28 protein-coding genes are annotated in these 21,420 nt (G+C 69.4%); 10 read left to right on the plus strand and 18 right to left on the minus strand.

What is annotated here, in order from left to right:
- The 3 genes from ACFVJS_RS11230 to ACFVJS_RS11240 form a co-directional block, all read left to right on the plus strand.
- Positions 1-426, plus strand: a 426-nt coding sequence (locus ACFVJS_RS11230) for a hypothetical protein (RefSeq protein WP_378879546.1), incomplete at its 5' end; no start/stop codon positions are given.
- Between the two features lie 119 nt (positions 427-545).
- On the plus strand, positions 546-857 hold the full coding sequence (locus ACFVJS_RS11235) for a hypothetical protein (protein WP_378879549.1): 312 nt from the start codon (positions 546-548) through the stop codon (positions 855-857).
- Between the two features lie 638 nt (positions 858-1,495).
- A complete protein-coding gene (locus tag ACFVJS_RS11240; RefSeq protein WP_378879552.1) occupies positions 1,496-2,131 on the plus strand; it encodes a hypothetical protein in 636 nt (211 codons plus the stop codon).
- Between the two features lie 494 nt (positions 2,132-2,625).
- Here ACFVJS_RS11240 and ACFVJS_RS11245 read toward each other — a convergent pair whose 3' ends face one another.
- The 7 genes from ACFVJS_RS11245 to ACFVJS_RS11275 form a co-directional block, all read right to left on the minus strand.
- Entirely contained in the window at positions 2,626-3,360 is a 735-nt protein-coding gene (locus tag ACFVJS_RS11245; RefSeq protein WP_378879554.1) for a hypothetical protein, read from the minus strand.
- Complete coding sequence (locus tag ACFVJS_RS11250; RefSeq protein ID WP_378879557.1) at positions 3,357-4,259, minus strand: VWA domain-containing protein; 903 nt, start codon at positions 4,257-4,259, stop codon at positions 3,357-3,359. Before ACFVJS_RS11250 ends, ACFVJS_RS11245 begins: the two co-directional genes overlap by 4 nt.
- Positions 4,256-5,332, minus strand: a complete 1,077-nt coding sequence (locus tag ACFVJS_RS11255) for a VWA domain-containing protein (RefSeq protein ID WP_378879560.1) — start codon at positions 5,330-5,332, stop codon at positions 4,256-4,258. Before ACFVJS_RS11255 ends, ACFVJS_RS11250 begins: the two co-directional genes overlap by 4 nt.
- Entirely contained in the window at positions 5,323-5,826 is a 504-nt protein-coding gene (locus ACFVJS_RS11260; protein ID WP_378879562.1) for a hypothetical protein, read from the minus strand. Before ACFVJS_RS11260 ends, ACFVJS_RS11255 begins: the two co-directional genes overlap by 10 nt.
- Entirely contained in the window at positions 5,813-6,700 is an 888-nt protein-coding gene (locus tag ACFVJS_RS11265; protein WP_378879564.1) for a DUF58 domain-containing protein, read from the minus strand. Before ACFVJS_RS11265 ends, ACFVJS_RS11260 begins: the two co-directional genes overlap by 14 nt.
- A gap of 26 nt (positions 6,701-6,726) precedes the next feature.
- The gene (locus ACFVJS_RS11270) at positions 6,727-7,740 is read right to left on the minus strand and encodes an AAA family ATPase (RefSeq protein WP_378879565.1); all 1,014 of its coding nucleotides are present in this window, start codon (positions 7,738-7,740) and stop codon (positions 6,727-6,729) included.
- A gap of 90 nt (positions 7,741-7,830) precedes the next feature.
- Positions 7,831-8,442, minus strand: coding sequence for an alpha-ketoglutarate-dependent dioxygenase AlkB (locus ACFVJS_RS11275; RefSeq protein WP_378879568.1), 612 nt, complete (start codon positions 8,440-8,442; stop codon positions 7,831-7,833).
- Positions 8,443-8,531: 89 nt separating this feature from the next.
- Between ACFVJS_RS11275 and ACFVJS_RS11280 the strand changes: the two genes are divergently transcribed.
- Positions 8,532-9,302 (plus strand): GntR family transcriptional regulator, encoded by a 771-nt coding sequence (locus ACFVJS_RS11280; RefSeq protein WP_378879570.1) that lies wholly within the window; start codon positions 8,532-8,534, stop codon positions 9,300-9,302.
- 22 nt (positions 9,303-9,324) lie between these two features.
- On the opposite strand, the gene ACFVJS_RS11285 is transcribed toward ACFVJS_RS11280, so the two are convergent.
- Positions 9,325-9,675: a hypothetical protein gene (locus ACFVJS_RS11285; protein WP_378879572.1), complete on the minus strand. Its 351-nt coding sequence runs from the start codon at positions 9,673-9,675 to the stop codon at positions 9,325-9,327.
- 71 nt (positions 9,676-9,746) lie between these two features.
- Here ACFVJS_RS11285 and ACFVJS_RS11290 point away from each other — a divergent pair, with 71 nt between their 5' ends.
- Positions 9,747-10,004, plus strand: coding sequence for a DUF4031 domain-containing protein (locus tag ACFVJS_RS11290; RefSeq protein WP_378879575.1), 258 nt, complete (start codon positions 9,747-9,749; stop codon positions 10,002-10,004).
- Here the strand turns inward: ACFVJS_RS11290 and ACFVJS_RS11295 are convergent.
- From ACFVJS_RS11295 to ACFVJS_RS11330, 8 genes are all read right to left on the minus strand, one after another.
- Complete coding sequence (locus ACFVJS_RS11295; protein WP_378879578.1) at positions 10,001-11,239, minus strand: MFS transporter; 1,239 nt, start codon at positions 11,237-11,239, stop codon at positions 10,001-10,003. The genes ACFVJS_RS11290 and ACFVJS_RS11295 overlap by 4 nt on opposite strands.
- Positions 11,240-11,279: 40 nt before the next feature.
- Positions 11,280-11,897 carry a hypothetical protein gene (locus ACFVJS_RS11300; RefSeq protein ID WP_378879581.1) on the minus strand — a complete coding sequence of 206 codons (618 nt, stop codon included), beginning with the start codon at positions 11,895-11,897 and terminating at the stop codon, positions 11,280-11,282.
- A gap of 17 nt (positions 11,898-11,914) precedes the next feature.
- Positions 11,915-13,111 (minus strand): phosphoglycerate dehydrogenase, encoded by a 1,197-nt coding sequence (gene serA / locus ACFVJS_RS11305; protein WP_378879584.1) that lies wholly within the window; start codon positions 13,109-13,111, stop codon positions 11,915-11,917.
- A 74-nt stretch (positions 13,112-13,185) separates the two neighbouring features.
- Entirely contained in the window at positions 13,186-14,031 is an 846-nt protein-coding gene (locus ACFVJS_RS11310; protein ID WP_378879587.1) for a peptidoglycan-binding protein, read from the minus strand.
- 123 nt (positions 14,032-14,154) lie between these two features.
- Positions 14,155-14,811: an exonuclease domain-containing protein gene (locus ACFVJS_RS11315; protein WP_378879590.1), complete on the minus strand. Its 657-nt coding sequence runs from the start codon at positions 14,809-14,811 to the stop codon at positions 14,155-14,157.
- 55 nt (positions 14,812-14,866) lie between these two features.
- Positions 14,867-15,286: a hypothetical protein gene (locus ACFVJS_RS11320; RefSeq protein ID WP_378879593.1), complete on the minus strand. Its 420-nt coding sequence runs from the start codon at positions 15,284-15,286 to the stop codon at positions 14,867-14,869.
- Between the two features lie 75 nt (positions 15,287-15,361).
- Positions 15,362-15,658 (minus strand): DUF2087 domain-containing protein, encoded by a 297-nt coding sequence (locus ACFVJS_RS11325; RefSeq protein ID WP_378879595.1) that lies wholly within the window; start codon positions 15,656-15,658, stop codon positions 15,362-15,364.
- The gene (locus ACFVJS_RS11330; RefSeq protein ID WP_378879598.1) at positions 15,655-16,653 is read right to left on the minus strand and encodes an epimerase; all 999 of its coding nucleotides are present in this window, start codon (positions 16,651-16,653) and stop codon (positions 15,655-15,657) included. Before ACFVJS_RS11330 ends, ACFVJS_RS11325 begins: the two co-directional genes overlap by 4 nt.
- A gap of 92 nt (positions 16,654-16,745) precedes the next feature.
- Between ACFVJS_RS11330 and ACFVJS_RS11335 the strand changes: the two genes are divergently transcribed.
- Together ACFVJS_RS11335 and ACFVJS_RS11340 are read left to right on the plus strand one after the other, a co-directional pair.
- Positions 16,746-17,357, plus strand: a complete 612-nt coding sequence (locus ACFVJS_RS11335; RefSeq protein ID WP_378879601.1) for a hypothetical protein — start codon at positions 16,746-16,748, stop codon at positions 17,355-17,357.
- Positions 17,354-17,977, plus strand: a complete 624-nt coding sequence (locus ACFVJS_RS11340; protein ID WP_378879604.1) for a TetR/AcrR family transcriptional regulator — start codon at positions 17,354-17,356, stop codon at positions 17,975-17,977. The genes ACFVJS_RS11335 and ACFVJS_RS11340 overlap by 4 nt, the downstream gene beginning before the upstream one ends.
- Positions 17,978-17,998: 21 nt before the next feature.
- Here the strand turns inward: ACFVJS_RS11340 and ACFVJS_RS11345 are convergent, their stop codons facing one another.
- Positions 17,999-18,295 carry a DUF1905 domain-containing protein gene (locus tag ACFVJS_RS11345; protein WP_378879607.1) on the minus strand — a complete coding sequence of 99 codons (297 nt, stop codon included), beginning with the start codon at positions 18,293-18,295 and terminating at the stop codon, positions 17,999-18,001.
- Positions 18,296-18,367: 72 nt separating this feature from the next.
- Here ACFVJS_RS11345 and ACFVJS_RS11350 point away from each other — a divergent pair, with 72 nt between their 5' ends.
- From ACFVJS_RS11350 to ACFVJS_RS11360, 3 genes are read left to right on the plus strand one after another with little or no spacing between them, the layout of a single operon-like run.
- Positions 18,368-18,829, plus strand: coding sequence for a pyridoxamine 5'-phosphate oxidase family protein (locus tag ACFVJS_RS11350; RefSeq protein WP_378879610.1), 462 nt, complete (start codon positions 18,368-18,370; stop codon positions 18,827-18,829).
- On the plus strand, positions 18,819-19,463 hold the full coding sequence (locus tag ACFVJS_RS11355) for a hypothetical protein (protein ID WP_378879612.1): 645 nt from the start codon (positions 18,819-18,821) through the stop codon (positions 19,461-19,463). The genes ACFVJS_RS11350 and ACFVJS_RS11355 overlap by 11 nt, the downstream gene beginning before the upstream one ends.
- A 42-nt stretch (positions 19,464-19,505) precedes the next feature.
- A complete protein-coding gene (locus ACFVJS_RS11360; protein WP_378879614.1) occupies positions 19,506-19,763 on the plus strand; it encodes a hypothetical protein in 258 nt (85 codons plus the stop codon).
- Between the two features lie 7 nt (positions 19,764-19,770).
- Here ACFVJS_RS11360 and ACFVJS_RS11365 read toward each other — a convergent pair whose 3' ends face one another.
- Positions 19,771-21,420, minus strand: a complete 1,650-nt coding sequence (locus tag ACFVJS_RS11365; protein WP_378879617.1) for a DNA repair helicase XPB — start codon at positions 21,418-21,420, stop codon at positions 19,771-19,773.

Raw genomic sequence — 21,420 nt, forward strand, 5'->3', positions numbered from 1 at the left:
AAGGAGTCGTCCCTTGCCTGCGCCATCGCCATCGCAGGATTCTTCCCCTGGTTCAAGGGCCTACGGTGGGGAGACGAGGCAGCAGGCGCCGCAAACGGCGGAAGTCATCTGATTGCGCCGCCTGTTTCGGTGTCGAAGGCGCAGTTCGGATCGAAGTGGGGTAAGCACGGCGCCGAGGACTATGGCTTCAGTCCCGGTGACGCGAACGCTCGTGCGTGGTACATGCAGCGCATCCGGGAGGTCAACCAAGCGCCCGATATCGTGAAGCGAGGGCCGTACAACCCGAATGGCGGCGGCGGAGACAACTACTTCTTCTTCCTGAAGGGAGAGGACCTTGTCATCACGAAGCCAGACGGCGAGTTCGTGTCGATGTTTCCCGGCAAGGAGAACGCCTGGTTTAAGAATGCGGAGGTGTTCAACCATTGAGCACCTCAGATGCACTGCCCATCGGATCCACGTGTGTGGGCCTGGCACGCGCGAACTTTTGGTGGCCGGGCGAACAACCGAAGCCAGGCGCCCTTCAGATCTCCTGGAGTGACGGCGACATGACGGTCATCGACACGAACTCGGACTGGACACTCAGCATCGCGACGGGGCCATGGCACGACCCGTTCGAGGGCTGCGATGTGAACGACCCTGGCTGGGACCTGGGTCGGTGGACCTTAGACGCAGTCGGAGACGAACAGGCTGCGATCGTCGGACATGCTCTGAGGGATGCGATGCCACGGTTCAACGAGGTCGGGGAGCTCAGTGGGATCGACCTTGAGTTCGGCGGTTACGTTCTTCGTGTCCAAAGTTGGGGCGGTGAGGTGCGTGCCAGCGTCGAGCCTGTGGCGCGCGGGCGGGACGCGGAGTGATCCACCGGCTTCTGGTCACACTTGCCGCCTTGGTCCTCGGCTGGGCTGGTGTCGTGCATTCCGGACTGGCGGAGTCGCCTTCGGCCGCGGACCCCGTGCGCGACTATGGCCACATCTGGCATCACCGTGCCGTGGTCGCGACGGGGACGATTGAACGCGGACCGCTGTCACACCACGACCGCGTTGCCAGGTACGACATCGACAGGCTTCGGCCGCGCTGTGTATTGGTGCGCCCTGGTGGTCCTAGCCCGGCTGCGACACGCGTCTACGACGAGACCGCTGAGACCGTGGATCTCGCGTGCGGCAGTCAGGCAGCGGACGGTGGACCTGGCGGTCTGATGGTGGGCAGCGGCGTCGATGTGCGATCGGACGTTGCCGCAAAAGGCGGGGACGAGCGCTGCTAATAAGGCGGCTGGTGATGCGGCGGCTGATGCGATCGCGGGGCGGTATCCGGGAGCGAGGCGTGAGGTCACGATGCAGGCGGCGAGTAGGCCGCGACGGCTGGACGTGCTGACCCCGCAGGGTCTGGCGATCGAGTCGAAGGTTGGCCGTACGGGGCTGACGGCTCGCACGCGTCAGGAGATTGCCAGGGACGTGGAGTTGCTGAACGATCCGAGCACCCCGGTCACCAAGCTGATGTGGGAGTTTTCGAGGAGTGGAACCACAGGCCGTGTTGGTCCGTCGTCGAAGCTGGCAGCCGAATTGCTGAGGAACAACATTCCGTGGACGGTGGTGAACTGATGAGTGTGAACTGGGACGGGTATGTCGCCTTCGATCCTGGTGGGACGCGCCCGCTGCATGAGGTGACGAAGCGGGAAGCACGTGCTGCGTTCCGGCGGCTGATGGCTGCGAAGGACGAGCGTGTCGGTGCCCTGAGGCAGCTGCTAGCGCAGAACGGCGTGGTGCTGTCGTCGGAGCCGGAGGGGCTCACGGCTCTAAACGACTGGTTCAGGAGTGAGGTTGAGGGTGAACGCGCGACGGGTCGGCTGCTTCCGGTTTGGTACGCAGTGGTCAATGACTTGGCGCTGTTCCTCGGAGACGCGATCATCGCGACGAGCCCGGACAATCTGAAGTGGGTCATGTTCGACAAGGGAGCTCGTGACGTCGCTTTCCAGCGACACGTGATCATGGGGTTCTCGGGTGTGGCGAACCCGAAGTACAACGTCGACATCGACTTCCTGGTCGCGACGTACGCGCATCGGATCATCGCCGGTGAGCAGGTTGAGACGGATGCCTTCGCGACCTGGATCGAGGGTGCGGCCGCGAAGGCCTGACGGGGTAAGCGAACAGTGGCGGTGCCCGGCATCGTGCCGGTCACCGCCGCTTCGTATGTCAGTTGCCGCTGGCGAGGACTTTCAGTCGGGTTTTGGTGACGAGGGCGTCGATGAAGCTGGTGATGAGGTTGTGACTATGCGTTGATGGCAATGAGTTCTGAGCAGGACGCGGGGCGCTGATGGCTGGCTTGGCCGGTCCCGACGCAGTTCGCAGAGGGCAGGCTGCGGACGCATCGATTACGTCGAGACCGAGCTTGCCGTCTTGGAGACGTGCCTCCATGCGCTTTGGGAGTTGGCCGGGTGGCAGATGGCGTCCAAGGACGTAATCAGATAGTCGTCGTCCGGGGCTGATCGTGTCTGGGCCGTCCTTGGCGCACCACATGTGATGGTGCCCGAACTCGTGCCCTAGCCAGGTCTCACGGCCGCTGGCCAGATGACATGATAAAAGTCATTATCGTGTCATCATTCGGGTAGTGCCGAGCTGTGGCCGCGCCTCACCACTGCGGCTCGTCGCTGAACCCGCCGTAGTCGTCGAGGTCGGCGTCGTCGCGGCGGTAGCTCTCGCCGTCGCCGTTCCGCTGGTCGAGCTTGTCTTCCTTCTTGTCGTCGTTCTGCGGCTGATCGGGTGGGTCGTCCTGCTCGTTGGGCCTGATCGGCGTCTTCGGGGTCAGCTTCTCCTGCAGGCGCTCCTCGACGGACTCGCCCTGCTGGGACTGCTCCTTGCCCTGGCCGGCGTCGGTGGGGCAGTCGCCCTCCTTCAGCGTGGCCAGCGCCTCCTCGTAGGCCGCCTTCGCGCCGCGCTGGTCGCCGGCGTCGCGGGCGCGGTCGCCGATCGCCTCCTGGGTGAGCGACATGTTGATGCGTACGGTGCACTCGTGGTCCTCGGGCACCCGCTCCAGCGCCTCGCCGTAGTAGGCGATCGCGCGGGCGTTCTCGCCGAGGAGGAAGGCGGCGTTGCCGGCGTCGAAGTGGGCGATCCAAGGCTGCAGGATGTTGAGCTCGCGGTTGGCGGAGTAGTGCTCCATCGCGGTCGCGGCGTCGCGGAGGTCCCAGGCGTCGCGGCCGGCCCGGTCGTGGTGGCCCATCAGGATCACCTTCATCAGGAAGGCCAGTCCGATCACCACCGGGACGATCCCGGCCAGCAGGAGAGCGCGGCGCACCTGCTCGCGGGCGGTGCGTACGGGGCCGTGCGGCTCGGTCGCCTCGACAGCTGTTTCGGTGAGGGTCACGACAGCACCTCCTCGGCCTCGTGCGCACGACGGCGATGGCCCCACAGCTCCCACAGCAAGAGTGCCAGCAGGGGGAAGCCGAAGATCCAGGCCCGGGACACCTCACCGCCGGCGGAGGTCTTCTCGGTCAGCATCTCGGAGTCCCAGGTGGAGGCCTCGGTGACGACCTCCTTGGGGTCCTTCGTCGTGCGGTGAAGCGTCTGAAGGCCCATCTGACCTGCGATCTCACGCAGGTTGGCCAGGTCGATCCGGGAGCGGGCGTCCTGGCCGTCGCTGTCCTTGAGGTAGCCGTCCTGGGGGCGCTCGTCGTCCCACGGCATCCGGCCGCCCTCCTCGGTGCCGTAGCCGAGCACGACGCCCCCGGCCGAGAGGTCGTCGACCTCGGCGAACGACTCCTGGTCGACGCCCTCGCGGGTGTTCTCCCCGTCGGAGGCGAACACCACGATCCGGCGCCGTTCGGGGAAACGCTCCTGGTCACGCTCGAGAGCCTCGACCACTTCCTCCCGCGGGGCGTCGACCATCGAGCCGGACCCGTCGAAGGCACGCTCGGCGTAGAGCCCGTCGACCCAGGCGTTGAACGCCGTGGTGTCGTAGGTGAACGGCATCTCGGTGCGCACCACCTCGCCGCCGAAGGTGATCGCGCCGAACCGCACCGAGGGCAGCGCCGCCGAGAGCGCCTTGAGGTCCCTCTTGAGCTGCGTCATCCGGGCTTCGCCCCCGGGCGCGTCCTCGGCGACCATCGACCGGGTCCGGTCGACCACCACCAGGACGTCGAGATCGGCCGTACGCATCTCCGTCGGTGCCGCGCCCCAGCTCGGCCGGACCAGGACGATGACGGTGAGCAGGACGATCAGCCCGCGGCGTACGAGCGTGAGGATCTGCCAACCGAACGCGCTCATCGGCCCACCTCGCTCGGTGGCCGGACCTGCGCGTCCCACGGGGCCGGCGGTGCCGGCCGGGTCCGCAGGGCCGAGGACAGTCGCCCGGAGCGCACCAGCGCGTAGACCCACCCGGCGATCAGCATGAGCACGCCGAGGACGATCATCGCGATCGGCCAACCGGGGGCGTCGCGGATCTGGTATTTCGGCGGCTCGACGACCTCGTCGGCGGAGAGCCGGTCGATACCGGCCAGGATGGACTCGATGGAGCCGTCGTCACCGAGCAGCGAGAAGGAGCCGCCGGTGTCGGTCATCGCCTTGTCGAAGGTGGCGCGTTTGTCCTCCTGGAAGCTGAGGTCGGCGGAGCCGATGCCGTAGAGCCGGACGTTGCGCTCCTTGGCGAACGCGGTGGCTTCGGGCAGCGTGTAGACCGGCGGGCCGCCCTGCGGGTCGTTGTCGGAGGCGACGATGACCGCCCGGCCACGCTCGGGATTGGACAGGTCGAAGCGCTTGACGCAGGAGACGATGCCGTCGCTGATCAGCGAGGCGCGCTCCTTGCCGAGATAGGTGCCGGCGACGTACTCCTGGTCGCCGAGGGCGAAGGCGCGGCCGGCCCGTGCCAGCTCGTCCTGCACCCAGCCGTAGTCGTCGGTGAGCGGGAAGACGGTGACGGCGGCGTCGCTCCACAGCACCAGGCTGACCCGCTCGCCGTCGAGGCCGGCGACGAGCTGGGAGTAGGCCTGGGTGACCTGGGTGTCCTCGTCGAACATCGAGGTCGAGGCGTCGAGGCAGAGCACGATGTCGCGGGTGGAGTAGCGGTTCTGGGTGATGTCGGTGGTCTGCGGCCGGGCGATCAGCCAGATACAGCCGATCACCGCGAGCGCGATGCCCGCGGTCTGCCACCAGGAGAGCCAGCGCTGCTGGGTGGCGAGCTCGCGGAACCTCGGCAGCCGGCGGAGGCGCTCGGTGTGGGCGACGAGCACGGCGTCTGCCGGGCGGCGGTGCACCCGGGCGGCGAGGACGACGATCGCGGCGACGGCGATGACCGTGACGATCAGCATGATCGCGCCGAGGACGGGCCATCTCAGGTCCATGTCGTCACCACCTGCCGGGCCCGGCCCAGCGCCTCGGGGAAGCGCTCGGCCGCCTTGCCCTCCTCCTCGGAGGCGAACGCGGGCGGATACATCACCTCGACGGCCATCGCCAGCGGTCGGGTGCGGGGATCGCTGCGTACGGTCGCCTTCAGGTCGGCGAGGACCATCTTGTCGGCGGGGATCTGGCTGACCTCGGCGACGTAGTCGCGTACGGTGCGGCTCAGGTGCTGGTGGCCGACCCGCGCGGGTACGTCCCCGCGGTGCACGGCACGCTCGATCCGGTCGATCTCGGCCAGGTGCTCGGCGCGCAGGTCGCGCGTCTCGGGGACCCACGGCGTCTCGACCTCGACGACCGGCCGGCGCTTGCGGGTCAGCAGGACGACCGCGAGGTAGTAGAGCACCACCGCGGCGAGCAGCGCGAGCGCGAGCACCAGCCACCAGCCCGAGTGGGCCAGTGGCTGCTGGAACTCCTCGGGGACGCTACCGGCGCGCATGACGGTGCCTCTCCAGGAGATGGAAGACGGCGCCGATCGCGGTGGCGTCGTCGCGGACCCGCTGATAGGCGATGCCGAGGCGGTCCAGCGTGGTGCGCAGCCCGTGCTCCTCGGCTGCGGCCAGCTCGGCGTACTGCGCCTGGAGGACCGCGTCCCCGCTGAGCCATCCGGGCAGCGCGGCGACGGTGTCGACGTCGACGGTCGGCCCGCCGCCGGCCACCGCGGTCGTGGGATCGAGGTCGTCGATGCCAGCGACCAGCACCTCGTGCTGGACGGTGAGGCGGCGCAGGACCGCGGCCATGTCGTCGCTGACCGCGTGCTCGTCGGTGACGACGAGCAGGATCGCCCGGCGGCGTACGTTGGTGGCGACGTGACGCAGCACCGCGACGATGTCGGCCTCGGCGGCGTCGGGGGTGATCGCGTCGTGGGCCTGCCCCAGCGCCCGCTCGAGCGCGACCTCGGTGTCGGCGGGCTTGGTGAGCCGCTGGGTCGCGGAGTCGCCGTAGGCGACCGCGACCTTGTCGCCGTGGCGTACGCCCAGCCACCCCACCAGGCCGGCGGTGAAGATCCCCAGGTCGCGCTTGGTGGTGGTGCCGGTCGCCTGGGCCGCCATGCTCCGGCCGGTGGAGATCGCCAGCAGCACCAGATGCTGGCGCTCGGCGGTGAACCGCTTGACCAGCAGGCTCCGGGACCGGGCCGTCGCCTTCCAGTCGATGTCCTTCACATCGTCGCCGGGGACGTACTCCCGCAGGTCGTGGAAGTCCATGGAGCGCCCGGTCTGGAGGGACGCGTACTCCCCGTCGAGCAGCCCCACGACCTTGCGGTGGGCATGGATCATCAGCCGTGTGCGGATCCGCGGGAGGTACGTCGCCATGTCGGTGCTCGGGTCAGGGGATCGGCTCAGGGGCTGGGGACCGCGCGGACCAGCGCGTCGACCAGCATCTCCGGCTGGACCTTCTCGGCCAGCGCCTCGAAGCTGAGGTGGAGCCGGTGGCGCAGGATGCTGTGGCGCAGCTCGCGCACGTCCTCCGGGGTGACGTAGGAACGGCCGAGCAGCAGCGCGGCGGCACGCGACGCCTGCAGGAACGCGATCGAGGCACGCGGGGAGGCACCGATCTCGACGTAGGAGCCGGTCTCCGGCCCGAGCAGCTGGTGGGCGTTGCGGGTGGCCTGGACGAGGGCGACGATGTAGCGCTTGATCGCCGGGTCGACGTAGACCCGCTTGGTCAGCTCCTGGAGCCAGATCACGTCGTCGGGGTCGGCGACGGGGCGGGTCTCCTCGTGGTCGGGGCCGAGCGTGCCGGCCTCGATCCGCTCCAGGACGATGAGCTCCTCGCCGTCGCTGGGGTAGTTGACGATCTCCTTGAGCAGGAACCGGTCCATCTGCGCGTGGGGGAGGACGTAGGTGCCCTCCTCCTCGATCGGGTTCTGGGTGGCCAGCACCATGAAGGGCCGCGGCAGCGGGTGGACATGGCCGGCGATCGACGTCTGGCGCTCCTGCATCGCCTCGAGCATGGCGCTCTGGGTCTTGGCGGAGCTCCGGTTGATCTCGTCGAGCAGCACGAAGTTGGCGTGGACCGGGCCGAGCTGGGTCTCGAACTCGTGGTTGCGCTGGTCGTAGACCTGGGTGCCGATGATGTCGCTCGGCAGCAGGTCGGGCGTGCACTGGATGCGGGAGAACTTCGCCTTCACCGTCTGGCTCAGCGTGCTCGCGGCAAGCGTCTTGGCCAGCCCGGGCACGCTCTCGAGCAGCACGTGCCCCTCGGACAGGAGCGCGATCAGCAGTGCCGTCCTGAGCCGCTCCTGGCCGACCACACGGCTGCTGAAGGCGGTGCTGACCCGCCCGACGATCTCCTTCGCCCTGGCGATCTCCTCGGCGGACGGCGGGGCGAGGGTGGGTGCGGTGGTGGTCAAGGCGGCTCCAGAGGCGTCGGCTGTCGGTCCCATCCTTTCCTACCAGCGTACGGAACGCATCTGGGGCCCACCTAAGTGGTCGCGGACCTCTCAGAACACGTTGCGCGGGCGGAACTGCACCGAGATGCGGGGGCCGGCGGAGGAGACCTTGGGGATGGCGTGCTCCCAGGTGCGCTGGCAGGAGCCGCCCATGACGACCAGATCGCCGTGGCCCATCTCGATGCTCATGCCCTTGCCGCCGCCTTGGGGCCGCAGCGCCAGGCGGCGGGGGTCGCCGACCGAGACGATCGCGACCATCGTGTCGTTACTGCGGCCGCGGCCGATCCTGTCGCCGTGCCAGGCGACCGAGTCGTTGCCGTTGCGGTAGTAGCAGCAGCCCGCGGTCACGAACGGCTCGCCCAGCTCGGGCAGGTAGTGGGCGGTGAGCCGGCCACGGGCCTCGGCGAGCCGCGGGTGGGGCAGCGGGTCGCCCTGCAGGTAGGTGTGGAGCAGCCGGGGCACGTCGACGACGCGGTCGTACATCTGCCGGCGCTCCTCGCGCCACGGGACGTCGTGGACCAGCGCCGCGAAGACGTCGTCGGGATCGGGCAGCCAGCCGCGGGAGATGTCCACCCAGGCCCCGCGGTCCAGATGGATCCGCTCGTAGGTCGTCTCGGTGGTCTCGTCGTCTGTGGGGGCGAAGAGGGTTCCCTGGAAGTCCACCCTCGCAGCATACCTCGCTATCGAACAGGTGTTCTAGTGAAATCCGGCCATCGAATTTCGTTGCAGTTGGGCTGCCTCATCTCATTGCAATGTCACAACTTGACGAAACTCGGGACGTACGCGAGGTGTACACCTACGCTCTGCTCATGGTCCGGTCGGTCGAGGGTGAGCGGTCGCTCAAGCACGTCCAGATCCGGGAGTACGTCCGGGAGCTGGTCATGGGGGAGAGCCCGGGGGCCTCGGCGCCCTCGGAGCGTGAGCTGGTCCAGAAGTTCAGTGTCGCCAGGGCCACCGTGCGACAGGCGCTCGACGCCCTCGTCGCCGACGGTCTGCTGGTCCGGATCCCGGGCCGGGGGACGTTCGTGGCCCGCCCGCCGCGGGCGCAGAGCCCGGTGCTGGGGTTCAGCGAGGAGATGGCTCGCCGGGGGATGCAGGCGTCCTCCGAGACGCTGCTGCTCGGCCGGGAGAAGGCCGGGCCCACCATCGCCCGCGCGCTGGCCATCAAGGAAGGGGCAGCCGTCGTCCACTGGCGTCGGCTGCGCCGCGGCGACGGGGTCCCGATCTGTATCGAGGACGTCTACCTCGACGAGACGATCGTGCCCGGCATGCTCGAGCGCACCACCCCGACCAGCCTCTACGCCGAGCTGGCCACCCGGAACATGCGGCCGTCGTGGGTCGACGACACGTTCCGGGCCGACGTCGCCAACATCGAGGAGGCCACGCTGCTCGGTCTCTCGGTCGGGGTGCCCGTGCTCCGCCGGCAGCGGAAGTCGGTCGCGGGAGACCGCTACGTCGAGGTGTGCCGCTCCGTCTATCGCGCGGACCGCTACGCGCTGCACCTGCAGCTCGGCCCGTCCTGACCCCTTCGGCTCCGGCTCCGGCTCAGAGGTCGCCCAGAGGCGCGATCACGTCGCCGCTCTCCTCGCAGACCCAGATCGGGTCGGGGCCGCCCAGGTCAGGGGTGATGTGGAGCGAGTGCACCGGAGCCTCGGGCGGGCACGTCGTGCACACCGGCCAGCGCGCGGAGGCCTCGCCGTCGAAGAGAAGGTCCTGCACGTCCTGGGCGACCAGGCCGGCGACGTACGCCTCGCCCTCGGGCCACTGCTCGACCCACCAGCCGCGCTCGGTCATCGCGTCCTCCAGGGCGGAGACGGCGGCGGCACCGGCGAGTCCGCGGGCATCGAGGTCGTGGAGCACCCTCGCCCGAGCCTCGAACAGCACTGTCGTGTTCATCACCGACCATTCTGGCCCACCGGTCAAGAGTCGCCTGCGCCAACTCGTGGCGATCGCGGACAATCCTCTTTGTGATCCTCATCGACCCGCCGAACGTTCCCAGCCGCGGCCGGATGTGGTCGCACCTGGCCAGCGACACCTCCTACGAGGAGCTGCACGCCTTCGCCAGCCGGATGGGCATCCCGGCTCGCGGGTTCGACCGGGACCACTACGACGTGCCGGCCGAGGCGTACGCCGACATGGTCGCCGCCGGCGCGGTCGAGGTGACCTCGCGCGCCCTCGTCTCCGCGCTCGTCGCGGCCGGGCTGCGCCGCCGCAAGCACCGCTAGGCGGCCGACTTCTCGCCCGGCGGGAGCGACGCCTCCGCCGTGGGCTTCGACATCCGTCGTACGGTGAGCCAGATGGCGGCCGCGATCAGCAGGCCGAGCCCGCCGCCGAGGATGAAGCCGCCCTGCCAGCCGATCAGGTCGATGGCGAACCCGGCGGTCGGCGCGCCGACGGCGCTGCCCAGCGTGATGGCCGAGCCGTGCCAGCCCATCACCTCGCCGCGTACGGTCGAGGGGACGCGGCTGGTGATCGCCTCCAGCGCCGCGGTCAGGGTCGGGGCGCAGAAGAAGCCGCTGAGCAGGAGCAGCGCGGCGAACGAGATCGGACCCCAGGCGAACGCGGTGAGCACCGTCGTCGCGCCCAGCAGCACGAGCATCACCGCGGCCGACGGGTGGCGGTTGAGCGCGCCGTAGACGAGCGCGCCGACCAAGGAACCGAGGGCCCAGATCGCCATCACCAGGCCGAGAAGGGCGGTGCGGTCGAAGTCGCGCATCGCGGCCACGGTGCCGAGGTCCTCGGCGATGAGGATGAGCGAGGCGGTGAAGGTGCCGGCGAGAAGGAGTACGACGCCGGGGCTGACCCAGGACGGCAGCGCGAAGCGGCGGGCCGGGGTGCCGGAGTCGGTGGGGACCGCGTCGCTCGGCACCGCCGGCTCGCCTTCGGTGATGCTCGGGTTGAGCAGCCACAGCACGATGGCCGCGGCGATCCCGAGCCACTGGGTCACCAGCAGCGCCCACGAGGTGCCGAGGTAGCTGGCGCTGAGCACGCCGATCACCGGGCCGACCATGAAGCCCAGCTCGGTCATGATCGCGTCGGCGCTGAGCGCCGCGGTGCGCTGCCCGGGCCCGACCGAGCGGAGCACGACCTGGCGCACGATCGACCAGGACGGCACGGTGAAGAGGCCGGCGACGGCGATCAGCGCGATCAGCGGAAGGTAGCCGACCCAGGGAGCGATCGACCAGGCGATCGGGAGGATCGCCAACGGCAGCAGGAGCGTACGCCGCAGGCCGAGGCGGTCGAGGAGCCGACCGAGCCAGGGCCCGGAGATCGCCATCGCGATCGCGAGCACGGTCGAGACCAGGCCGGCCTCGGCGTAGGAGCGATCCAGCGGTCCGACCACGTGAAGGGTCACGATGACCGAGGACGCCGGCATCGGGATGCGCAGGAACAGACCCAGCACCAGGATGCGGCGAACGTCGGGAATCCGCCACAGCTCGGCGTACGTCTGGAAGCTCACCGCGAAATTCTGGCACCAGTGAGCGGTTCTTTACGAATCGTTATCGATCAGGTGACAGGTATGAGGCGAGGGTCTCCAGCTCGGCGGTGATGTTGGCCCGCGCGGCGGCCTCCCAGCTGATCCTGGCGAAGGGTGTCGAGAAGAGCGACTCCTTCTCCAGAAGCCGCTCGAGCACCTGGGCTCGGCCGACGCGGAACTCTTCGTCGGAGAGGTGCTGATACTCCTCGCGAACGGTCGCGGAGTATTCCGCGTAGCGCTCCGCCGGAGCCGCCAGGATCGCCAGGTCGGCATCGGAAAGCACCCGGCCGCTGTGGTCGTCGGGCTCGGGATCGTGGGTCTCGGTCAGCCGCACCAGGCGGGCCACCTCGGCCACGGTGTCGGCGTCGAGGTGGTCGCCCAGCGCGTCCTCGGCCCAGGTGGCCGAGCGCTCCTCGGCGTCCCGCTCCCCGTCGTAGACCGAGTCGTGGAAGAAGGCCGCCAGGGTGACCGTCAGCGGGTCGAAACGCTCTCCCTCCTCCCGCAGCTCCTCGATCCGGTCCAGCACCTCGGAGAGGTGTCGGCGGTCGTGGTAGCGGCGGGTCGGCTCGTCGTAGGCCGCCAGAAGCTCACCGAGAAGGTCGGTCGCCTCTGGCAGCGGCCAATGTCGAGGGAGGTCCATGGGCCAGAACGCTAGCGTCACGCGTGGTAGGCGCGCACCCACCTGGTGTGCGGGTTGCCCGCGATCTTGTCCAGGGTCGTCGGCGGCACGCTGGTCGCGTCGGTGACCACGAAGCCGGTCTCGCCGGCGGTGGCGAGGTACTGACCGGTCACGTTGACGCCCTCGGAGGCGAGCAGGGCGTTGAGCTCGGCGAGCACGCCCGGGACGCTGTCGTGGAGCAGCGCGAGGCGCGCCCCGGCACCCAGCGGCGGCGGCTGGACGGCCGGCAGGTTGACGCTCAGCGCGGTCGATCCGGAGCGGATGAAGTCGCGCAGCTTGCCGGAGACGAACCAGCCGATCTCCTCCTGAGCCTCCTGCGTGGAGCCGCCCACGTGCGGGGTCAGGATGACGTTGTCGAGGCCCTGCAGCGGGCTCTCGAAGGGGTCGCCCTGCGCCTTGGGCTCGATCGGGAAGACGTCGAGCGCGGCGCCGGCGATGTGGCCCGACTCGATGTGCTTGCGCAGCGCGTCGTTGTCGACGAGGAAGCCGCGCGCGGCGTTGATGAACAGCGAGCGCGGCTTCATCTTCGCGAACTGCTCCTCACCGAACATGCCCAGGTTGCCCGGGCGTCCGTCGATGTGGATGGAGACCACGTCGGCCTCCTCCAGGAGCGCGTCGAGCGACTTCATCCGGCGCGCGTTGCCGTGGGCCAGCCGGTCGGCGATGTCGTAGAAGATGACGTACATGCCCAGCGCCTCGGCGACGTTGGACAGCTGGGTGCCGATGTTGCCGTAGCCGATGATGCCGAGGGTGCGGCCGCGGACCTCGTGGGAGCCCTTCGCGGACTTGTCCCAGACGCCGGCGTGCATCTTCTCGGTCTTCTCCGGCAGCCGCCGGGCCAGGGAGATGATGTAGCCGATGACCAGCTCGACGACCGAGCGGGTGTTGGAGTAGGGCGCGTTGAAGACGGCGACGCCGCGCTCGGCGGCCGTGACCAGGTCGACCTGGTTGGTGCCGATGCAGAAGCAGCCGATCGCCTTGAGGTCGGGGGCGGAGTCCAGCACCCGCGGGGTGATGTGGGTGTTGGAGCGGATGCCGAGCAGCGTCACGCCCGGCAGCGCGGCCACCAGCTCCTCCTCGGAGAGGGACTTGCTGCGCAGCTCGACCTCGAATCCGGCCTTCTCGAGGTTCTCGACAGCGACGGGATGGATGTTCTCCAGGAGCAGCGCCTTCATGGCTCAAGCGTAAGGCGCGCGAGGTACGCCTTCTCAATCGTGCCCGAAGGCCGGACCCTGGCGATCGGCGGGCCTCAGGACCAGTAGACGACCACCCCGTCGCCGATGTTCACCTGGTCGTAGAGCGAGGTGATGGCGCCGTAGTCGCGTACGTTCACGCAGCCGTGGGAGGCGCCGTTGTAGCCGTTGGCGGCGAAGTCGGGGGAGTAGTGGACCGCCTGGCCGCCCGAGAAGAACATCGCGAAGGGCATCGGGGTCTTGTAGATCGAGGAGACGTGGTCACGGCTCTTGGCGAAGACCGAGAACCGGCCCTCGCGGGTGGGCAGCTCCTGCGACCCGAACCTCACCTCGAGGCTCATCTGCACGGTGCCGCCGACGACCCAGCGCAGCACCGAGGTGGACTTGTCGATGCACATCACCCGGCCGGTCAGGCAACGCGGGTCGAGCTCGCCCTCCGGGACCGGGGGCGGTGCGTTGGTCAGCTCGTCCTCGGTCGGCTCGCGGGTCATCGCGTGCAACCGGTCGAGGGTCGTCTGGTCCACGAAGCCGGTGACCGCGATGCCGCGCTTGGCCTGGAACCCGGAGACGGCCTCGGTGGTGACGTCGCCGTAGAACCCGGTCACGCCCGCGTTGAACCAGCCGATCTGCTTCAGGCGCGCCTGCAGGTGACGTACGTCGTCACCGCTGTCGCCCTTGCCGAACAGTCGCGGACCCGACGTGGGGGACGGCTTCGACTCGGGCTTCGGCTTCGCGCTGGGAATCGGCGTCGGGGTCGCGCTCGGCGAGGCGCTCACCGACGAGGACGCCGCGGGTGAGGCGGTCTCGGTTGCCGGGGCAGCTGCCGGCTCCGTCGCACATGCCGCGAACGTGGTTGCCAGCAGGGCGGCCAGCGCGCCTGCGATCATTCCCCGCTTGACCATCATCTTCGCCTCGCTCCGGACCATGGCCCCTCGAGTTGTAGCGGGCCGACGACATACTGATGCCCGAACCAGGGCATCCGGTTGCATATCTCCCGGAAATGTCCCGGCTGATGGGACGATCTCTCAGCGAGCGGGTCGTCCGAGGCGGCTGAACCAGCGGCGCACGGTCCGTTTCAGCCGGTGTGTCGTGCTGTTGCATGCGACCAGCGGCAGCGTGAGGCCCAGGCGGTCGGCGTCGGCCAGCTCTCGCAACAGGATCTCCGCGGCCACCCGGGTGTCGTCACCGGCGTCGTGCGCCTTCAGCTGCTCGACCGCGTAGTAGGCGGCGATGGTGGCCAGCGACTTGTCGGGCACGTCGAGGGCGAGCGCCTTGGCGAACCGCATCGTGCACAGCCAGTCCAAGACCTCGAGACGCACGCCGGCGCGGTCCGACTCCACGGCCACGAACGCCCAGTCGAACGCGGCGTTGTGGGCCACGAAGACCCGGCCGGCGAGCCGCTGGGCGATGGCGGCGGCGACGTCGCGAAAGGGTGGGGCGCCGGCGAGGTCGGCGCTGGTCAGACCGTGGACCTCGACCGGCCCCGGGTCGACGCCGGCGCCCGGGTTGACCAGCGTCTCCCACTCCGACTCGGGTGTGCCGTCGGCGGAGATCTGCCGGATCGCCACCTGGATCACGCGGTCGCGGTAGGGATCGAGGCCGGTCGTCTCGACGTCGAGGACCGCGTAGCCCCGTCGGTTGCCCCGGGCTTCGCTTCGGCCGCGCGATTCGGTGGTGGTCACAGTGATGACGCTATCGGTGAGCACCGACAGTCAGGCCCGCGTCCCCGCGAGGTCGCTAGCCGCCCGCCACGCCCAGGGCCACGATGCCGACGATGACGAGCAGCAGGACAGCCATCATCAGGACGAATCCGAGGACCCCGGGCTTGCGCTGCTTGACGTGCCCGATCGCGCCCTTGCTGAACCCGGTCAGCGGCGAGGAGTAGAAGACCGGGACGGTCTGGCCCTCGGCGACATCGAAGCTCAGCGATGCCTTGCCGAACTTCCAGGTCCACTGGGTGTACATGTCGACGTTCCAGTGTCCCGGCGGCACCGGGAAGACGTTGCGGCCGTACTGGGTCGGCATCTGGTGGCCGTTGAGCAGCACCGTCGGCACGATCAGGTTCGAGGTCATGTGGCTGCCCTGGATGGTCAGGTCGATCCACCCCACAGGCGGCTGTCCGGGCATTGGCTGGCCCGAGTGGTCCGGCATCGTCATGCGGCGAATCATGCCCGATGCGCCGGGACCTCGTAGGGCAGGTGGATCTCGACCCGCGGTCGCGGGTTCGCGGGCTCAGATGTCGACGCTCCCTCCGGAGCGCCAGTAGAAGCCGCCCTCGCGCATCATGAACCCCTCCTCGTAGAGGTAGCGGCGCAGCGCGGCGACGTCCTCGTGGAAGCGGCCCAGGATCTCGTTGACCTCTCGCTCGGGGTAGACCTTCCCGAGCTCGAAGGACTGCGCCAGCTGGTTGAGCACCACCAGCAACTTGGCGTGCTTCGACGGGATCGTCAGCAGCCGTCCGTCCTTGCCGAAGAACCGTCGCAGGGTCTCGGCGTCGTCGGGTCGGGGCTGCCAGGTCGAACGGGTCACCCTTCCATCGTGCTCCGCGCACCCCCGTGATGCGAATGGTTTCTCCTCCGCCGCGCCCGGGCGACGAGGTCACGGGCGGCCGCCTCCCACTCGGGGAGCTCGAACTCGAAGCCCGCCTCGAGCAGCCTTCCCGGGGCGACGCGGCGGCTCTTGAGGAGCAGCTCGGTGTCCGAACGCATCACCCAGGCACCGATCTCGGCCATCCAGGAGGTGGCGGGCAGCCCGATCGGCATTCCCGCCTCGGTGCGGAGAATGCGCATCAGGTCGCGCTGGGGCAGCGATCCGGGGGCCGCCATGTTCACCGGCCCGCAGATGTCGGAGCGTGCGATGAGCAGATCGCAGGCGCGTACGAAGTCCCGCTCGTGGATCCACGAGACGAACTGCTGGCCGCCGGCGACCGGGCCGCCGAGGCCGAGGCGGGCCATGGTGAGGAGCACGTCGAGGACCCCGCCCTTGTCAGGGCTCATCACCATCGCCGAGCGAAGCGCCACCTTGCGGGTGTGCGGGGTCGCCGCCGCGGCCTGCTCGGCCTCCCAGCTCTTGGCGATCCTGGTGGAGAACTCCCAGTAGTCGGGCACGTCCGGCTCGTCACCGCCGATGATGCCGGTGGCCTCGTCGTTGGGCGCGTCGAAGCGGTGGGCGTAGATCGTCGCGGTGCTCATCTGCAGCCAGGTCTGCGGCGGGTCTGCCGCCCTCGCGATCGCCTCGCCGACGACCCGGGTCGACTCGACCCGCGAGTCCATCATCTGCTTCAGGTTGGCATCGGTGTAGCGGCAGCTGACCGTCCGGCCCGCGAGGTTCACCACCACGTCCGAGCCCTCGATCTCCTCGGCCCACGGCCCGATCGTCCGTCCGTCCCAGAGGCGATGGCGTACGCCGTCCTCCAGCTCTTCCGGGTGGCGGGAGAGCACCACCACCTCATGTCCGCGCGTGCTCCAGGCACGCCGCAGGACGCCTCCGACCTGGCCGGTTCCGCCGGGGATCACGATCTTCATGGGGGCGACCATAGAGCCTATTTGAGCGATCGCTCAAGATCTGAGCTACCGTGGATTTGAGCAACCGCTCAAATGGGCTCGAGGAGGCGTACGTGGCTGATCGGTTGTGGTCTGTGCTCTGGGCGTGGTGCCGGTGGTGGCTCTTCGGAGTCGTGCTCGGCGCCGTCGTCGGAGGCGGCGTGGGTAGCACGCTGCTGCCCGTCTTCGGGATGCTCCTGGGAGCCTGGTACGGCGGCATCGTCGGCGTCGTCGTCGGGCTGATCGAGTCGGTACTGGTCGCGCCGGCGGTGCTGTTGCCGTCGTCGCCGGTCTTCGACCGGATCTGGCCCGGCCTGGTCGGGTTCGGGATGACCTTCGCGCTGGGGTTCGCGTCGTTCGTCGCGGATGACCAGTCGGGCGCGGCGGGTGAGAACATCGGCGCCCTGCTGGCCATCGCCGGCCTCTCCGGTGCGGTGGCGGCCTGGTTCGGAGAAGCGGTGACGCGCGGCGTACGGATTCCGCTTCCGCACCTGGTGGTCGGAGCCGCCGCCCTCGGCATGGTGTGCGGCGTCGCAAGCGGTGTGGTGAGTCTCTCCGACGCCGGGGCATCCGAGGCCGGCACCGTCGCCGGGGTCATGCTGCTGGGACTCGCCTGCGGGGGCATACTCGGCTCCGTGCTCATCGTCTTCAACCTGCTCGTCGCCAAGGAGCCCGCCGCGGAATGAACCCCACCAAGGCCAAGCTGATGTCGGCGGTCACCGACCTGCTCAAGGAGGACGGGATCGCCGGCGTCTCGGCGCGGGCGGTCGCCGACCGGGCCGGGGTCAACCAGGCGCTGGTCTTCTACCACTTCGGGACCGTCATGGATCTGGTCGACCAGGCGTGCCGGGCAGCGACCGACGAGGCGGCGGCGTCCTACCGCGACGAGCTCGCCGAGGTGACCTCGCTGAGCGAGCTGCTGGCGCTCGGGCGGGTTCTTCACGAGCGGGAGCGAGCCGCGGGCAACATCACCGTGATGTCCCAGCTGCTGGCCGGTGCGCAGCGTGACAAGACGCTGGCCGAGACAGGTCGCTATGCGATGGGCCGGTGGAACCAGGAGATCGAGGCCGCGGTCGCTCGTGCCCTGCAGGGGAGCCCGGTCGAGAGCGTGGTGGACGCGCCTGGCCTGTCACGCGCGATCAGCTCGGCGTTCGTCGGCCTGCTCATGTACGACGGGGTGGACCGCCCCGGCGCCGATGCTGCCTTCGCCTCCCTCGAGCAGCTCGGCGCGCTCGTCGAGGTCATCGAGGATCTCGGGCCGGCGGCCCGGCTCGTCCTTCGCTCCCGGCTCAAGGGCCGCAGCTAGCGTCGACCTGGACCGCGCGCGTCAGACGAGCGTGATGGACACGAGCGCGCGGTCGCCGACCTGGAGGTCCTCCTTGCGGCGTACGGCCTTCTTGATCGGCAGCGCATAGCCGTCTTGACCGGGGAAGACGGACGTCCTCCAGACGGTGGTGCCGATCCGCGCCTCGACTCTCACCGAGCCGAAGCCGCGGGGCGGGCCGGTCGCGATCGACGCCTCCCGGATCTCCTCGGTGACCTCGGGCGGGGCGGTCACGAAGATCCAGGCATCGGTCTCGCCCTTCCACGGCCACAGCTCGGCCTCGAACTCCCAGGTCTCCATGCTTCCATCCTCCTCCAGAACCGCATCAGAAAGCCGTAGGTCGCCTGCCCGGTCGGCGACTAGGGTGCGGCCATGGCTGCCCCTCGCTCGCTCGACCAGAGACTCGCCGACACCCGCGCCCGTCTGGAGAACGACATCGACCTGTGGATCGCGTCGGCTCTCGACGACCAGCCGTGGCTGGTGCCGATCTCGTTCGTGTGGTGGGAGGGCGAGATCTGGATCGCGAGCATGGGAGGCGCGCGTACGCAGCGCAACCTCTCCGCCTCTCCTGTGGTGCGCCTGGCCCTCGGTGAGCTCCGGGACGTGGTGATCATCGACGGTCGCGCCGAGGTCGAGCCGATGGAGCGCACGCCGCAGCGGGTTCTCGAGATCTACGCGGCCAAGCAGGGCGGGGACCCGAGCCGCTGGGCCGACAGCCTGATCCGGGTCCGGCTGACCAAGGTCCAGGCCTGGCGCGAGGAGAACGAGCTCGAGGGCCGGCACCTGATGCGGAACGGCCGCTGGCTGGACGAGGGCGGGTCGGATGGAAGCTGAGCTGACCGAGGACACGTTCCGCGCGCTCGCCCGATCGTCGCCGTGGCGCTTCACCGCTCTGCACTTCACCTGGCGGACGTGGCCGGACGGGGACGTCGAGTGCTGGCTGCGCCGGCCCGGGCGGCTGTGGGTCCGTGACGCCGGGCGCGATCGTGTCGTCGACGAGGAGACGGGGACGCTTCCGGAGCCGGTTCTGCGCGCCGACGGTCTCGTGGCGAGCCGGCCGCGGGCCCACACCCATGACATCGACGACCCGATGTGGGGCAACTATGTGTTCGTGTCGATGCTCGACCCGGAGGAGCTGTCGGAAGATGTGACGCTGAGCGACCTGCGCTCGGAGCCGCTGGCCGGCAGGGAGACCTGGTGGGCGCGTGCCGTTCCTGGTGAGGGGTACGAACCGCGGTGCGGGTGCTGTCCGCTGCTGTGGTCGCGGGTCAGCGACTGGTTCGAGTACGGCGACGGGGCCCCGGGGTGGGAGCCGCCGGCGGGGACGGTCTACCCCGAGGCGTACGACATCGCGCTGGACGTCGCGACCGGGGTCGTGGTCCGGCTGAGCCCCGTCGGCGGCTCCCGGGCCGATCTCGCTTTCGAGACCACGATCCACGAGGCAGAAATGTCGGTGGCCTCTGCTTAGGTGGTGGTGAGGACGACATCCGATCCAGACGGAGGAGATGTCATGACCATCAGCCCGACCATCGATGAGGAGATCGAACGGCTCGAGGAGGGGCTCGGCGAGCGGCCCGCCTGTGAGTGCAGCTGCGGCAGCCCGGACAGCGACGCGGAGCCTTGTGGCGAGGCGGCGGCGTACGCCGTGACCGTGATCTGTCCCGACGACCGCTGCACCCACACCTATCTGCTGTGCCAGGAGTGCCGGGACCAGTGGGTCGCGAGCTGTCCGCCGCCCCATCAGCTGCGCGTCGTGGCGCTGGGGTGACATGAGGTCAGGACGTGAGGTCGCCGAGGGATTCGGCGTCGACGATCCGGTAGGCATAGCCCTGTTCGGCCAGGAAGCGCTGGCGGTTCTGGGCGAAGTCGGCGTCGATGGTGTCGCGGGAGACGATCGTGTAGAAGTGCGCGGTCTTGTTGCCGTCGCCGGGGCGCAGCAGCCGGCCGAGGCGCTGGGCCTCCTCCTGGCGGGAGCCATAGGCCCCCGAGACCTGGATGGCGACCTCGGCCGAAGGCAGGTCGATCGAGAAGTTGGCCACCTTGGAGACGACCAGCAGGTCGATCTCCCCGGAGCGGAAGGCGTCGAAGAGCCGCTGACGCTCCTTCACCGACGTCTTGCCCTCGATCACCGGGGCGTCGAGCGACGCGGCGATCTCGTCGAGCTGCTCGAGATACTGCCCGATCACCAGCGTCGGTTTGCCGGCATGGGAGGCGACGATCTCCTTGACCACGTCGATCTTGTGGTGCGTGCACGAGGCGATCCGGTAGCGCTCGTCCGGCTCGGCGGTGGCGTAGACGAGCCGCTCGTCGGCGGGCAGGGTCACCCGCACCTCGACGCAGTCCGCCGGCGCGATCCAGCCCTGCGCCTCGATGTCCTTCCAGGGAGCGTCGTAGCGCTTGGGCCCGATCAGGGAGAACACGTCACCCTCGCGCCCGTCCTCACGCACCAGCGTGGCGGTCAGACCGAGCCGGCGGCGCGCCTGCAGATCGGCGGTCATCCGGAAGATCGGCGCGGGAAGGAGGTGCACCTCGTCGTAGACGACCAGCCCCCAGTCGCGGGCATCGAGCAGCTCCAGATGCGGATAGGCGCCTTTCCGGCGAGTGGTCAGCACCTGGTAGGTGGCGATCGTGACCGGCCGGATCTCCTTGACCGACCCCGAGTATTCGCCGATCTCGTCGGCGGTCAGTGAGGTGCGGCGTACGAGCTCGTCCTTCCACTGCCTCGCGGAGACGGTGTTGGTGACGAGGATCAGGGTGGTCGCCTGGGCATGCGCCATGGCGGCGGCGCCCACCAGCGTCTTGCCCGCGCCACACGGGAGCACGACCACGCCGGAGCCGCCGTGCCAGAACGACTCGGCCGCCTCCGACTGATAGGGGCGGAGGCTCCACTCGGTGGTGTCGAGCGCGATCGGGTGCGCCTCGCCGTCGACGTAGCCGGCGTAGTCCTCGGCCGGCCAGCCGAGCTTGAGCAGCGCCTGCTTGAGGTTGCCGCGCTCGGAGGGGTGGACGACGACGGTGTCCTCGTCGAGCCGCTCGCCCAGCATCCCGGCGACCTTCTTCGCCCGGACGACCTCCTCCAGCACCGCGCGGTCGGAGGAGACCAGCACCAGCCCGTTGGCCGGGTTCTTCTCGAGCCGGAGCCGGCCGTAGCGAGCCATCGTCTCGGCGACGTCGACCAGAAGGGAGTGAGGCACCGGATAGCGCGAGAACTCCAGCAGCGTGTCCACCACCTGTTCGGCATCGTGCCCGGCGGCGCGTGCGTTCCACAGCCCCAGCGGGGTGAGGCGGTAGGTGTGGATGTGCTCCGGCGACCGCTCCAGCTCGGCGAACGGTGCGATCGCCTTGCGGCACTCGCCTGCCCGGGCATGGTCGATCTCGAGCAGGAGCGTCTTGTCCGACTGGACGATCAGGGGGCCGTCGTTCAC

This window comes from Nocardioides sp. NPDC057772 (assembly GCF_042798075.1).
Taxonomy (GTDB): Bacteria; Actinomycetota; Actinomycetes; order Propionibacteriales; family Nocardioidaceae; genus Nocardioides.

What these genes read in the sequence shown, in the direction of transcription:
- ACFVJS_RS11350 (WP_378879610.1), top strand. Translation starts at nt 18,368, where the DNA reads ATGGCTGCCCCTCGCTCGCTCGACCAGAGACTCGCCGACACCCGCGCC.
- ACFVJS_RS11340 (WP_378879604.1), top strand. Translation starts at nt 17,354, where the DNA reads ATGAACCCCACCAAGGCCAAGCTGATGTCGGCGGTCACCGACCTGCTC.
- ACFVJS_RS11265 (WP_378879564.1), bottom strand. Translation starts at nt 6,700, where the DNA reads ATGGCGACGTACCTCCCGCGGATCCGCACACGGCTGATGATCCATGCC.
- ACFVJS_RS11345 (WP_378879607.1), bottom strand. Translation starts at nt 18,295, where the DNA reads ATGGAGACCTGGGAGTTCGAGGCCGAGCTGTGGCCGTGGAAGGGCGAG.
- ACFVJS_RS11330 (WP_378879598.1), bottom strand. Translation starts at nt 16,653, where the DNA reads ATGAAGATCGTGATCCCCGGCGGAACCGGCCAGGTCGGAGGCGTCCTG.
- ACFVJS_RS11285 (WP_378879572.1), bottom strand. Translation starts at nt 9,675, where the DNA reads ATGAACACGACAGTGCTGTTCGAGGCTCGGGCGAGGGTGCTCCACGAC.
- ACFVJS_RS11320 (WP_378879593.1), bottom strand. Translation starts at nt 15,286, where the DNA reads ATGACGATGCCGGACCACTCGGGCCAGCCAATGCCCGGACAGCCGCCT.
- serA (WP_378879584.1), bottom strand. Translation starts at nt 13,111, where the DNA reads ATGAAGGCGCTGCTCCTGGAGAACATCCATCCCGTCGCTGTCGAGAAC.
- ACFVJS_RS11300 (WP_378879581.1), bottom strand. Translation starts at nt 11,897, where the DNA reads ATGGACCTCCCTCGACATTGGCCGCTGCCAGAGGCGACCGACCTTCTC.
- ACFVJS_RS11360 (WP_378879614.1), top strand. Translation starts at nt 19,506, where the DNA reads ATGACCATCAGCCCGACCATCGATGAGGAGATCGAACGGCTCGAGGAG.
- ACFVJS_RS11260 (WP_378879562.1), bottom strand. Translation starts at nt 5,826, where the DNA reads ATGCGCGCCGGTAGCGTCCCCGAGGAGTTCCAGCAGCCACTGGCCCAC.
- ACFVJS_RS11355 (WP_378879612.1), top strand. Translation starts at nt 18,819, where the DNA reads ATGGAAGCTGAGCTGACCGAGGACACGTTCCGCGCGCTCGCCCGATCG.
- ACFVJS_RS11235 (WP_378879549.1), top strand. Translation starts at nt 546, where the DNA reads ATGACGGTCATCGACACGAACTCGGACTGGACACTCAGCATCGCGACG.
- ACFVJS_RS11250 (WP_378879557.1), bottom strand. Translation starts at nt 4,259, where the DNA reads ATGAGCGCGTTCGGTTGGCAGATCCTCACGCTCGTACGCCGCGGGCTG.
- ACFVJS_RS11280 (WP_378879570.1), top strand. Translation starts at nt 8,532, where the DNA reads ATGTCACAACTTGACGAAACTCGGGACGTACGCGAGGTGTACACCTAC.
- ACFVJS_RS11310 (WP_378879587.1), bottom strand. Translation starts at nt 14,031, where the DNA reads ATGGTCAAGCGGGGAATGATCGCAGGCGCGCTGGCCGCCCTGCTGGCA.
- ACFVJS_RS11255 (WP_378879560.1), bottom strand. Translation starts at nt 5,332, where the DNA reads ATGGACCTGAGATGGCCCGTCCTCGGCGCGATCATGCTGATCGTCACG.